This is a genomic window from Acidovorax sp. GW821-FHT10E04, assembly GCF_059415185.1.
In genome coordinates this window covers 14259-27492 of sequence record NZ_JBWKMT010000004.1, presented here as the reverse complement: position 1 = coordinate 27492, position 13234 = coordinate 14259, and the positions used below count along the sequence as shown (strand labels likewise).

The window sequence follows — 13234 nt, the reverse complement described above, 5'->3', positions numbered from 1 at the left end:
CCTCAACTCGTTGTCTTTTTCATCCAGAGCTGCTGCTCCAGAAAGCTCGAGGCTTCGGCCACCAGGCCCTCTGAAATGTCGTAGCTGCAGATGCACTTTCGACTTGGTACCTGCCGGCCGAACGCCAGCATGCGGCGATGCGCCCACTGCGGAATTGGGAACGTCAAATCGAAGTGGGCGAATTTGCCCGGCAGGGTCAGGCGGAACGCCTGTGGCCTTCCGTCAACCGCGTCCTTGGCGAGTTGAAGGCGCCAAGCTTCGTCGCACGCACGCAATGAACTTCCCGGCGATGGCAGGTGCGCAAGGCGCAGGGGCCGCCCGGCGTCAAGTGAGACCAACATCCATTGTGCAGCGCCAAAGGCCTTTGCCCGCTTCGCGATGAAGTTGCCCGACTGGCACGACGGCCGCACCCAACACTTCGAATAGATGCTGCCGCCCGCCACGAAGACCTCCATGTCAGCGCCGATGGCATCTCCAGGCTCGGCCAGCTTCATCTTCGCCAACGCCGCAGAAAGCAGGTCAGCGGCGGAGACGGTTGGCGGCTCCTTCAGCCATGCCTTGACTGACAACTCGCGCAGCCCCGCTGCGCGTAGCTTGGCAGCAAGCTCTTCCCCAGGCTTTGCCACGATGCGCCGCGATGCCCCGTCATAGCCGACTCGGCCATGTAGGTCAGGGAGGCTGCACCAACCCCCTTCATTCGAGAGCCCAAAAAGTTGGGCTACATCCTGAGAGAGCATCGCGAACGATGGAGGCGCAGGGAACAGGACTCCACGTGAGAAGAATTCAGCCTGCGTGACCTGACCCGGCTCGACAAGGTCTCCAGTCGCGATGAGTGCCTCGAGGACTGCGGAAAGTCTGTCTGCCAAATCCGTCGCAGGCGGAACTAGTCCGTTCAAATGGCGCTCAGCCTCTCTCATAAGGATGAAGGGCTGACAGGGACAATGCGACCACGCTACCGCCCGAAGTACCTGAGCAAGCAAGGTGTCGTCTACCGCGACGCTTGCGGCGACGGCCGGGAGGCCAAGTCCCTTTCTCGCCTCCGCGACCACCGCATCTGCAGTTAGCAAGGTCATGGTCATTTGTTCACCAGTTCCGAGCAGCGAGTAGACGACGCGGACCGTTAAGCAAAGCTAGAAGGCGGGCAGCCTTGAGCAAGGTCTTCTGATTGACCAATTCGTCAATCTGCGCGCACGCCCCGCTGCCCGCCCAGTCCGCAAATCGATGAGGGGCCACGGCCATCCGGAGCGCTAACTTGCAAAGGCGTTGGTCGCTGCAAATTGAGTATGGACCTACATGTTGCAAAAACTTCTCGCAGGTCTCGTCCAATGAATCCGTGATGATGGACCGAGCGTTCCGCCCAATGCCGATGGCGAAGGAAGGGTTGCGTCCACGCCATACAGATGCTTCAAGCGACTCTTGCGCCTCGATTGAACCGCTCGAGTCCAGGAAATTCAGTTCAAGCCGTGACCACGCTACATCGCACATTGAGGCGACGAGTTGGCGGTGCATCTCCCGTAAAACCGAGTTTCGGCGGTGCTCAGCAAGCGGTCCAACAAGCCTAGCGTCCGTCCAGTCTCGAATCCAGCAGAGAAGCTCGCCAACTTCTTGGGCGCAGGTAAGGTGGGCTGACAGCTTTGGAGCACTGTGCGTCCAGTCGTCCCAGGATAGTTTGGCGGGCGGGGCATTGACTACAACCGAGCTTCGGTGGCCATTTACCGATACGACATAGAGGCCGCCATCACCTTCAACATCGAGCTCGTGCACTCCATCCCACGAGTCGCTTCTGCACGAAGGTCGCTGAAAGCAGGCGCGATACGCATGGACAGGGTGGGAGTGGTCCGTGTCATCAACGACGCTCAGCCGGACTCGCTTCGATACCCGAGAAACGTGCCAACGGACGGGCGACATGGCGTGCTTGAGGGCGACGCTAGCTTTGCCGAGAGCATGCGCATCCACGACCAGCAGCCCAGCGTTCGCCTTGAAATAGGCCTCATTGACTACATCAGCATGGTCGCGACGCTTAACCAATTGACCCCAGTCCGACTGATTCACCGGCAGCGCCAACGTTCCGAGAAACTCACTGTGGATAGCATCACCAGAGCCGCTTAGTAGCTTCAAATGAAAATCGACCGCCATCCCGCGTGGCCCATGAACGGTGCAAGCAGCAGCACCTGACATTATTGAATCCAGACTAGGCTCATGGGGGTCCGTTGCCACAACCAAGACGGGCGCATGCACACGACTGCTTGCACCGGAGATGGGTGAACGGACGACGATGGAGAACCCTCGCTGGCTCGCTTGGGGCCGTACATCGGCCTTTCCGTTTGGTGCTCTATATGATGCCGCGATGGTGACCTGATGAACGCCGATTGCGAGCTTTCCGAGCCCAACGAACGAGACCGTGCGCCCCCCGGTTGGGAATGCTGAGCTCTTGCCGTCCAATTGCAACGTGAACGACTCGCAGGTCTCATCGTGCTCAATGCCGAGCGTGAGCGGATGTTGCTCAGACCATTCGAGGAGGTCGTCCCGGCCGAAGCCAAGTGGAGGTAGCCCGGCCGGCCAGACCTTTAGCATTTTTGCAGTTGAAAGCCCTAACAGACTGAGGCATTTGCTTAAGGAATCAGTGGCTTGGGCCGGAACACTTAGGAGGTATCCGAAACCTCCTTTGACATCCATTGGAACTGGGGACAGATGCTCACATTCCTCATACATCGACGAATGGATGACAAGGTACTTTGAACCGGGCCGGACGTTCTTCCACTTTGCTTGAAAGGCGCATCCGTCGTCATCAACTTTGAAGAGCCAGGGCTTGGGTTGGACTCGACACGCGTCATCAATTGCGCGGACCGTCCCTTCCTCCCACTCTTCAAATCTAAGCCAGGAGGCTCCAGCATTTGGCCACTCAAGGACTCGGCACTGTTGCGCGCCGAAAAGCAACCAACGCTTGCTCCGCCAAATGTCCTCCCCTCCGGCGACCTTGCATCGCGAGCGGCGGATAAATCCGTCAATACCTTGATTTGACCGAGCCCATCCAGCGAATGTAGGAATTTCCACGAACGCCTGCCACTTGCCGGCCTGATTTCTCATGAGCACCTTGGGCGTTACGCAGGCAACCTCTGCAGACTCCCGCGCGTCTGGACCGTCCGGTCTGCGCCCTTTCAAGACGTCGGCCGCTCGCCTAAACATTAAGCGAATGCGTACTTCACCTGCGACCTTCCTGGCCTCCCTCAGCCAGGACTTCGCCTCCCAAGATGCTTCGAGGTCAGCAATGATGCGAGCTTGCGTCTTCGTCGTCAGTACCGCACCCACGTCATCGTCATCTGGAAAAAGCAGAGCCCTAGTGATATGGCCCGTCAACTCTTCTTGCTCGAGGAAGTTCCGAAACCGAGAGGACGGCCACTCGGCGCAGCGCGCCACGAGTGCCCCTAGAACAGATGCCGGACGGTCTGCAGCTTCTGCAATTTCATTCCGTGAATCGAACAGAGTTCGCGCAATCTGCGATTGGAGGTCTTTTGGGAGCACAGCGTGCGTAATCGGCCAAGCGATGATGGAGAACTGCCGAGCCCAAGGACCCGAGGGAGATACCCCTCCAAATTTGGCTTCAAACCTCTCAAAGAAGCTGCGTAACAGGTTTCGACGACCAATTTCTTGCTTCCATTGCGGCGTCCGGCGCTCAAAGGACTGCCAGTATTCCTCGCCGTCGAAGTTGTAGCCCATCTCGGTCGCATAGACTACACAAACGAGCCAGATGGGATTCAGTCGATTCCCAAACGAGATATGCCGACGTAGGCCGGCCGCGAGCTCTGAAACCTGCTCCTTGTCGAGGCCGTGCTCGAGTGCGAATAGAGGAAGCCCAACGTCCCGCCGCTCCGACGCAAGCCGCTCAAAATGGCGCTCAAGCTTCGCTTGCAGACCTTCCAAGAACGTGGACTTCATGCGACGGCCTGGCGCTAGGCGCTCTCTGTCTTGGTCAAGTCCACTTCAACCGCGGCGGTGACTGACCCTTGGTGTATGAGGTCGCCGAGATTGGTATTGCTCCACGCCCTGTATTCGGGCCGACGCCCAGCTCGGCCAATCATCCATCTCTGGACAGCGAGCTCTCCGACTTGCTTCACCGAAAGAAGGCCATCGAGTTTGGGGCGTTTCGCCGCTCCCTTCAACATGTCAAAGCTGTTGCCTACGGTCTCACAAAGGAATACTTCGCGGTGAATGCCGTGCTTCAGGATGTCTTCCTTGAATCCCAATGCGTTGAGTGCCGCGCGTACTGTTCGCAGCCGCCAGTTCGGCCCCTCGCCAAAGGTATGCATATCCGCATATCCATGGTCGATTGCTCGAAGGTAGCTCCGCATCTCCTCAAACAGGTCGTCAGGGATGTGGAAATGCCCCCATCCGCCGGTGTATCCAATCGAACTGAAGTACGAGGTCTCGCCAAGCTTCAACCGGTTGTAGACGGCCGACCTCCCCATTGAAGAAGAGGTGGTAACGGCGACCAGCCGTGCGTTCTTCGCCGCGCCAGAGATGATGCCCTCTGTTCCACCATACCGCGCGCGGAAGTCGTCATACACATCGCGTGTTCGGATGAGGCAAGCCACAAGCTTTCCTCCGAGCAACATGTTGTACGGTGGGACGGCGCCAAGCACGTACGCGTCCATGAGATTGACTAGCCGTTTCTCACGGTCCTTGACGGTCCAACCGATGTGGTCATCGCGGACGCCCATGTTGTAGACGGGGTCGCCGATAGCGAAAATGCCAATCAGTTTTCCGTTGTTTTCGTCCCAGACGAGATATCGCATTCGGCGGCCAAAGCCGGCGGACACGGGAACGGACCAGGTAAGAGCGGCAAGCCTGAAGAGACGAGCCTCCAACCCATCTCCCGTGACCAACTGCAGCTTCGGCCGGATTTTTTCGGGTTCTACGTCTGCGCCCGAAGCGAAGTACAGTCGCAGGCTCGGCAGGAATCGCGCGACAAAGGACGAATTTTTTGAAGCCTTGTCCTCTCGCTGCTTGCGATGCAAAGCGCGGACGGTGTCCTTGGAGTCATCGGGCAGGATGAGCGCACCACTCTCGTCCTTAGTGAAACCAAGGTCTGCCAAGTGCTGCCGGAGGTGTCGCTTGATGCGGGCCTCAGGCGTAAATGCAGCTGCCGCTCTCTTAACTGTCATCGTTGTTCTCGCCGTCGCCTCAATTGGCGCGTACTTTATAGCAACCGCTCAATATCCTGTCTTAGGACTAACAAGGGGACCTCTACGCATTATCCCCAAAGCGCTCTGAAGTCAATGGCAGCGGCCGAAGACTTCGGCAACGCCTGTCTCCCTCTTCCATGCGAAGTCGTGTGTTCACCACAGTCGTGAATCGCCCCGGCTTTTGCGGAAACTCAACACTCTGAGAGGATTGAGCCACGAAGAAGACAAACTAGTTCTCGCCTGAGGTGCGTGAGCGCGCGGTGAGGATGGTGCAGGAGCAGCGCGGAGCGTACCCGTCGCCCCGGGCTTGGCGTGGCGGACGCCCGCCTTGAATTGCGTGCGTGCTGTCATTTCCGCGGCGCGCATCAGCGTGAGCTAACCTCTCAAAGGCATGTTTTAAGCGTCCATTCCAAGCAACCTCTCGGCAAGAAGGGTGGCAAGCGGTCGCTTACCGAGCATCGACCAAAAGACCGCAACCAGCCTTTTGCTGTCGTTCAACGTGCCGCCGTGAATCGCACCACTGACCGGCAGGATTCATTGCAGCGATCATTTCTGGTCGTCAAGTTGGCCTATCAATGTGTGTCAGATAACCCAAATTTTGGAGAATTTTCCTATTCTTGCCCCGTGGCTGACAACCTGAGAAAATCCCAAAAAACTCACTGCAATAGTGAGGTGCAGGTGGTCGCACTTCGTTGTCTTGAGTTCGCTACTTTCGGCTTTTTCTCGCCAAACCTCAGGCTTGTGCGAGCCAACCGTCCGGCATCCTCATAGTCGAGGAATTTTTTCTCGAATTTTAGGTAGTGAGAAGACTTCATTAGCGTTAGCCAGATAACCACCAAAACGGCCCCATTCGCGGGCCGTTTTTTATTGTTTTTTCAACCCGTCCATAGGACTCACCATGAAGAAAATTCGCACTCCGCAGGAGGGCGCTGGCGCAGCTTTGTCTGCTCGCAGCACCACCACATCCGACACCATGCCGCGAACGCAGCCAGAGGGCGTTCTGAGCGGTTTTTCGGCTACTGCCGAGCAGTTCATTGCTGCCAGCCAGTCAGCCGCCACCAAGCGCGCATACGCCTCTGATCTGAAGCATTTTTTTGCCAGTGGCGGGAGCGTTCCGGCTAGCCCAGCCGTGCTGGCCGAATACCTTGCCCGGTGCGCGGAAAAATTGTCGGTAGCGACCCTAGAGCGCCGTGTCACAGCAATCCACAAGGCGCACTTAGAGATTTCCGCACCGTCGCCTGCACTCGACCCTATGGTCAAACGCACCCTGCAGGGCATTCGGCGAACTCTGGGCACAAAGCAGCGTCAGGCCAAACCTCTGGTCAAAGATGATGTGCTCGCGGCCCTGGTGCTCATTGATCAGCAAGCGCCAGTCAAGGCGGCTCGCGACCGAGCCTTGATGTTGGTGGGTTTTGCCTCTGCCATGCGCCGTTCAGAACTTGTGGCCGTGCGTGTGGAGCACCTCACCGAACTGGCCCACGGTATCGAAGTTTTTCTGCCAAACAGCAAGACCGACCAGGAGCGCGCGGGGCGCACCGTGTTTATTCCACAAGCGACTGGAGAGCGCTGCCCGGTGCGGGCATTGATGCACTGGCTAGAGATTGCGGAGATCACTGAAGGTTGCGTGTTCCGCGCTGTGACGCGCCACGACAAGGTGGCAAAGACCGCGCTCTCACCCCAATCGGTATCGCTGATTGTGAAGGCCGCAATAGAGCGTATCGGTGGTGATCCCGAACAGGTCAGCGGTCACAGCTTGCGGGCCGGCTACTGCACCCAAGCAGCAATGGTGGGACTGCAGCCATGGCAAATTCGGGAGCAAACTGGGCACCGAAGTGATCTAACGCTTGCGAAGTACATAAGACCTGTGGCGCGCAGGAAGATTCCAAGCCTGTTGTAGGGTGCGAAGCTCGCGCAATCTGGCAGTAGCGCGACCTGCCGTGCCACACTGTTTGAACTATCCATTTTGGCCAAGTTGCTCCAGATTAAGGAATTACGGTGAGTGGCACAAAGAAAAGCAAGGGAGACAAATCAGGCTGCGATGAGCCGCTCTTGTTGTGGGCGGTCCACGAAGCCAACCCCGATAGATTTGTCCACGTCGGCATGCTCGATGCGTCCAAAAAAGGAGCAGCTTGCATGTGCCTCTGTCGGTCCTGCAGTGAGCCGCTGCTTGCAATCAATGTTGATAAGCCACCTGAGCACTTCGATAAGCCCCGTGCCCAACGGCGCCATTTCAAGCATCGGCACAGTAGCGCCGACGAGGCACGCTGCCTTAGCAAGACGGCGCAACTCCTAGCGTTGCAGTTGTTTGTCGAGCAAGGGGTCATTTACTTACCTCCTCGCAGGCACCGCAATTCATTGGCAATGCTCAATGGAGAAGCGATTTCCGAAGAGTTGTGTATCGCCGGTGAGGAGGTGCGAGTTCGCAGTCGGACTTGGGTAGACGATCAAAGTGCCATGTTGGTACTCGAGGATGGGCGTCAGCTACTGGTCACGGTTCGTGCGCACCACACGCTCGATGAAGGACTGAACTCCACTTGTGTTTTATCTCTGGCAGGAGCTATAGACCCTGCGATTGCTGCTTGGGATACAGAGACGATCTTGGCGCACCTCCGAATGCCTGGGTGCGGCATCGACTGGAAAAGCCATTGGGAGGACGCAAAGCTCAGGGCTCAAGAAGCTGCTGTTTTAGAGCAGACAGAGGACTTGTACCTTGGGGGGATTCCGCGCGAATGGCTGGACGGACTAGACGGAAAACAGTTTGGCGAAACCGTGCTGCACTGGCTCATCAAGAAGACCATTGCTGAACGCGGAAAACTGCATGTGCCTGCAATTACAGTTGCGGTCCGCCAAGACATGCCGGATGGTTCTGAAGAGGAAGAGATCGCACATTGCTCAGCTACGGTCCTACTGCTGGACGATATTCGGCTTGAGCGGCGTCTCGGCAACATGATCCCAGATGTCATGTGTCGTGCCCGCAGAGCTGATGGGCAGGGTTCTGCATTCGACCTGGCTATTGAGGCTGCGGTGACTCACTTGGTTGACGATGCCAAGCGCATGAAGATTCTGGAAGCCGCTGTTGCTTGCCTTGAAATTCGCTCAGACAGATTCTCCAAAGCTGGCCATGTCCCAGTCGCCGAGATTGAAGAGATGGTCTGGGCGAGCACGACGATGAAGCAGTGGATTTTGCATCCATGGATCAATAAGCAAATTGAGGATGCCCGTCGGCGTTTGAAATTGCGCGCCGACGTGATTCAAAAAGCAATGGATGAAGAAGAGCGCCGCCGTCAAGCTGAAGAGCGGCGGCTTGAGGAGGAAGCACGACAACGCGACGAAGAAAAGAGAAAGCTGCAGTCTTGGATTCAGCGCAGCACAGACAACTCTCTCGTGAAAGGCTATTTGAAAGTTCTTCGTGCAATCTGGGTGGGTGATAGAACCTATGTCGATGGGCTAAAAGCTGGCACGCACCAAGCACTTTGGGATGAGCTGGAGAGACGGCAATTGGTGCAGTCCGATAAGTACCGCACCGAAGTCAAAGCCGGACTACTGAACCAATTGCTACGTCTGAAAGAGGAGCCCTGGGAAACGTGCAGCGAGCCCTTTATGGAGCTTTTCACAGACACGGTGAAGAACTACATAGCAGATTCAAATAGCGCTGTGGTTCTGATGTTCGCGCTCAAGGCGAAAAGAGGGGAGATGTCGCCGGAGCAGGTGCAAGCGTTTGATGCCCTGTGCTCGACTCTCCACTCGGCCTTGGAGGGTGAATCAACCCGGTACCAGCGAGATACAAAAAATGATCGTTTGCTTGCAGTGGCCTTCCCAGAGATAGCTTCTGATCTCACGTCCATCTATGGCACATCTGAGCACTACACCCGGGTGCGATCAGCCAAGGAGCACAAAGCAGCTCGCGAAAAACGGAGAACATCTAGAGTTGCTCTTGTTCAACAGGGCCGGAAGCGACAAGCAGAAGAGAAAGAAGCGCTTGCAGTAAGGCAGGAACTGCAGGCAGTCGCGGAAGTCCTGCGGTGGCGCACGTTTCCCTTTGAAGACCCCAAGCCCGCGGTGCTCTATGCGTTACATGGCGGCAAGGAAAAGCTGTACGAACACGACTCGCTAGAGCTTTTTAAAGTGGCTGAGCAGCACCGAAAGTCTAGGCAAAGTGTCAGCGAGGCTCTCAGCGCCATGCAGTTCAAGGAGGTTCGCAACGTTGTCGCAGCTGCCAATTTGCTCATGCATGCAAGGCTGTGCATTCGTACATCGACTGGAGCCTGATTCAAGGCTGGGCAACTACCGAAGACAGCGGCCAGGACATTGGATCAAGGCTATCTGCCACGGCCAAAGCCTTTTTAGCCCAAGCCTCAAAAGTGGTTTGACCGTCAACCGTAGCCACTTCAGGATGCGCCCTGAGTGCCGCGACTGTCATACGAATATCCTCTGCAGTTCTCTTGCTCTGAGCAATCGCTATCACTGCGTCGCGAAATTTGGCGTTACTCGCCTCGATCGCTGCCAGGCGTTCCCGTTCGGCCTGCTCTTTTCGCCTCTCCATCGCAGCGAGGTCTTGGTGGTACCTTTTCAGGGACTCCTCGTAGACCCATTCAGCGTGCTCGCGCAACGATTGCTCTGCATGCCTCATGAGGGCGCTCAGAATGTCCGAAAGTTGCCCTTCGATCTTTTTGCCCTCTTCATCAGTCCATTCAAGAACACGGGCTTCTGGGCGGCTGTCCTCTACACGGAGCGTCGTTCGTGTGATCTTTTTTGAGCCACGATTTTTATGCACTTCACCAGGTTCGTAGAAACGAAGGCTCATTCTGCAGCCACCGAAATCGAGATAAAGCACCAAATGGTGCAAGGTCCCTTGTCCCTGCACCCACTCCTCTTTCTCCCGTACTGATTGCACTCCATAGAGCGGTTTGAGTGCCTTGGCCAAGCTATTGAAAATACGAAGCTGACGTTGTATCACCGGGGCATCAAAACGCGGCTTGTACCAACTCCATCGGTCCACCGCGAATTTCACCCGACGCTTTTCCTCGCTCCTTAGCACGTGGTTCAAGCTCGGATCAGGATTGGTGAGGTCCCGAGCGGCTGTTACGCGCCCAAGACGCTTGGATGCCACTGCGATCTGCGTCTCAAGGTCCTCCACGAACGAGGGCTTTTCTGGAAGGTTTGTAGCTTTCTGCCAGAGGTCCCTGTCTTCTCCGAAAACTATCGTGTCGCGTCGACCAGGAAGTCGGAGTGGGAGTGGCTCGCGCACTGCCTTGCCACCTGCGTTTAGCTTCGCCCAAAAACCGACAGACGGGACAGGAATGTCTGCTTGGAGACAGTGCTTTCTTATGGCCACATCGGAAATTCCAAACTCTTTTGCAAGGAGAGTTCGGGGACGTGACCAGACAAGTTCATATAGCTCTGCGCGGGTGAGTTTTCGCTGCTTAGACATGTTCAAACCTAGTGCTAGCAAATCATCGTCCCATTACCGGGCTTGATCTACCAACCAAGGATTCACTCAACTACCCAAAAATAGCGCAATGCGGTCAGTTGTCCAGGTTGCCACCCCCGTACCGAAGAAATCTGCATCCTCAGTCCAAACCGGGCAACCAAGTACCATCGCACATGCCAGTACAGGCCAGTCATCGGCATCTCGCATCTCGATGCGGCGCAGTGCCTGCTGTTGGAGTCCTCCATAAACATCCATATCCATGGGGTGGACGATGCGCTCAAGCGCGTCGAGCACCAGCATGGCGGGGATTGGATCAACGCCTCGTTTTGTAAGCAGCGCGGGCAGGTACTTCCGTGCATCCGCATAGGCCACATCAGGGGCAAAGAACTTGACGGTGGCAGCGTGCGCCTGAATCAGATCACGGACACGTTTACCCAAGACAGCGCGGATCAGGATATTGGCATCCAGAACAATTGCCGCGCTGCTCATTTGGCTTTGCCACTGGCACTGGCGGTGGTCGTGCTCTTCTTGCGGGCTTTCTTGAAGTCGGCAACTATGTCCTCTGCATCCACACCCTGCGCAGACAGCAGCTTATCGAGTGACTGACTCGCTTTCTTCAGAGCCACCAAATCCGCTTCGGCCTGGCCGTGTACGGGAATGAAGTAGCCGACTGTCTGCCCGTGGCGAGTCACAGCAACAGGGCTGCTGGCCGCGATGTACTCGGCCAAATCCGCGCGGAACTCGCGGATTCCTACCTTTGTGGCTTCCATGGCTAAACTCCTTGGTTGTGAATCAGTGTGTACACATTTTAAGCCCCGCGACGAAGGCTGTCAAAGTGCATGGGTGGGGTTGCTGCGAGATGAGCAGTGCCAAAGAGGTTTTGGCTGGAAGGTAACAGCCACCATGTAACCGAAGCATGCGTTTCGCTGTGCTGGACGCTGCTGGACTTTGGCCGAAAGCACTGCTGCTGGCGAACCAAATGCGGATGTTCAGCATGCCGTTTGCAGCCGCCAGAACGGCCAGCAAGCGCACTTTTCTGCTCGGCTGGTACTGGTGGTGGCGCGATGGCTGGAAAGCGCTCAAAACGCGATCCAGCCGGTTGATTGCTCAACGCAAACGGCGGCGCTTTTGCTGCGGCTGCTCCGAGTGGCTATCTGGTGGCTCAAACGCTTCCGGCGGGAACATGCCTGTATCGCGCAGCGCATCGCACGCCTGCTGCCACAGCTCTTCCGGTTTCCACCATGCGGCCTGACGGCTACGCCAGAACGCATTCACCTTTCGGGCGTGCTCCGTGTGCTTGAACGCATCCAGGGCGGCTTTGACACCGTCCTGGCGGCACATCGCAAGAAATGACTTCTCGACGAGCGGATCAAGGTCAGCGCCACTGGCAGACAGATCAGCGAACCGAAATCTGGCAAAGCGATTCGCTTGCTGCGACAACTTCCACAGGGGCAGGCCGCGCAGCTTCTTGCCGCGCACTTCAACGCGAACGACGTCGATCCCGTTTATTTCGGTTTCCAATTGCTTGACCAAATTCGATTTCAAAGGATCTCTGTAGAAACCGGAGCTACCTGCCTTCGCGATCCGCAAGATCGCCGCGTGGATGCGCTCTTGCCGCTTGTCATAGGCCGCTGTCTGATAGTCGCTGTCCACACTCCCGAAGTTGTAACCCTCAATGTGGTTGGCGGTATCAAAGCGCTTCGCCATCATGGAAATGAGTTGACCGTTGTTGTAGCGGACCACCATCCTGTCAAGGTTGGCGTAGTGCAGGTCCACGGCGGCATGGAAGACGTTCAAGAGCGGGCGACGCATCAACTCGTTGTACACGCGGCGGCCGATCAAGTCACGCATGACACGATGAATTTGCTGGGCGTCACCATAGGCAAACTTTGCGGGGTTGCATTCAATCCGAATGCCGCCTTTTTGGCGCACGCTGTCAACGGCGCCTATCTGCACCAGGGCATCGCTGCCACCGCCGAGCAGGATACGGAAGTTCTCGCGGTACCGGGAATTGCCCTGGTAGGCGCGTTCGCACGTTCCGGCTTCGATTAGTCTGTTGATGCTGATGCGCAAAATTTTGAGAACAGCATCTTGGTCGCGGCGATCAACAGACCAAGCTAGGATAAAGGCCAAGCGATCTACAACGGGCGGTTGGGGAACGGGTTGTTGAACGGGACGAGTTTTCATATCACTGCTTTCAAGACTTGATGGATGGAGCCGATTGCTCTCGGGCACATCGACTGCATCTGTCGCATGTGGTTGGCGCGCCACGAATGCACACGTCTGAACGTTGTTGCCGGGTAGGCATGCTGTTCCGTGCGAGTGCGATCAGGCGCTGTGCACCATGCTGCTGATGCACAAGTTATTTACAGTTTTGGTTTTTGGCTTTGAGTGCAGATGGCTGGTGAAGCCGGTGGCTGCAGTCAGAGTTCGGTGCAGCAAAAACCGCCTGTTGATGCGCGGAACCGGGCTGCGCGTGTCGTGTTTGGTGATGGCGCTGAAGTGGCGTGATTAGCTGCTGTCGTGAGTAGTGTTGGCACTGCTATTTGTCGGTATAGCTGGTACTGGTCACATTCATCACACACATCACATAGCTCAATCACACTCTTATTAGAGTCAC

At 56.6% G+C, this 13234-nt stretch carries 10 protein-coding genes; 3 read left to right on the top strand and 7 right to left on the bottom strand.

The features are described from left to right. Positions 1-2: 2 nt before the first annotated feature. Genes AC07OC_RS13620 through AC07OC_RS13610 form a run of 3 tightly spaced genes read right to left on the bottom strand, consistent with a single transcriptional unit; the run spans position 3 to position 5162 of the window. The gene (locus AC07OC_RS13620) at positions 3-1079 is read right to left on the bottom strand and encodes a hypothetical protein (RefSeq protein ID WP_494601485.1); all 1077 of its coding nucleotides are present in this window, start codon (positions 1077-1079) and stop codon (positions 3-5) included. Positions 1080-1083: 4 nt separating this feature from the next. Next, positions 1084-3936, bottom strand: coding sequence for a hypothetical protein (locus AC07OC_RS13615; RefSeq protein WP_494601483.1), 2853 nt, complete (start codon positions 3934-3936; stop codon positions 1084-1086). Between the two features lie 14 nt (positions 3937-3950). Continuing rightward, complete coding sequence (locus tag AC07OC_RS13610) at positions 3951-5162, bottom strand: Druantia anti-phage system protein DruA (RefSeq protein WP_494601481.1); 1212 nt, start codon at positions 5160-5162, stop codon at positions 3951-3953. A 919-nt stretch (positions 5163-6081) separates the two neighbouring features. On the opposite strand from AC07OC_RS13610, the gene AC07OC_RS13605 reads away from it, so the two are divergent. Both AC07OC_RS13605 and AC07OC_RS13600 read left to right on the top strand, forming a co-directional pair. Beyond that, positions 6082-7080, top strand: coding sequence for a site-specific integrase (locus AC07OC_RS13605; RefSeq protein ID WP_494601479.1), 999 nt, complete (start codon positions 6082-6084; stop codon positions 7078-7080). A gap of 98 nt (positions 7081-7178) precedes the next feature. Continuing rightward, a complete protein-coding gene (locus tag AC07OC_RS13600; protein WP_494601477.1) occupies positions 7179-9452 on the top strand; it encodes a hypothetical protein in 2274 nt (757 codons plus the stop codon). Position 9453: 1 nt separating this feature from the next. On the opposite strand, the gene AC07OC_RS13595 is transcribed toward AC07OC_RS13600, so the two are convergent. From AC07OC_RS13595 to AC07OC_RS13580, 4 genes are all read right to left on the bottom strand, one after another. Next, complete coding sequence (locus AC07OC_RS13595; RefSeq protein ID WP_494601475.1) at positions 9454-10614, bottom strand: hypothetical protein; 1161 nt, start codon at positions 10612-10614, stop codon at positions 9454-9456. A 66-nt stretch (positions 10615-10680) separates the two neighbouring features. Continuing rightward, the gene (locus AC07OC_RS13590; RefSeq protein WP_494601473.1) at positions 10681-11103 is read right to left on the bottom strand and encodes a PIN domain-containing protein; all 423 of its coding nucleotides are present in this window, start codon (positions 11101-11103) and stop codon (positions 10681-10683) included. Further along, positions 11100-11384 carry a type II toxin-antitoxin system Phd/YefM family antitoxin gene (locus AC07OC_RS13585; RefSeq protein ID WP_494601471.1) on the bottom strand — a complete coding sequence of 95 codons (285 nt, stop codon included), beginning with the start codon at positions 11382-11384 and terminating at the stop codon, positions 11100-11102. Before AC07OC_RS13585 ends, AC07OC_RS13590 begins: the two co-directional genes overlap by 4 nt. Before the next feature lie 337 nt (positions 11385-11721). Next, the gene (locus tag AC07OC_RS13580) at positions 11722-12801 is read right to left on the bottom strand and encodes a hypothetical protein (protein WP_494601469.1); all 1080 of its coding nucleotides are present in this window, start codon (positions 12799-12801) and stop codon (positions 11722-11724) included. 157 nt (positions 12802-12958) lie between these two features. On the opposite strand from AC07OC_RS13580, the gene AC07OC_RS13575 reads away from it, so the two are divergent. Then, entirely contained in the window at positions 12959-13129 is a 171-nt protein-coding gene (locus AC07OC_RS13575; protein ID WP_494601468.1) for a hypothetical protein, read from the top strand. Positions 13130-13234 lie beyond the last annotated feature (105 nt).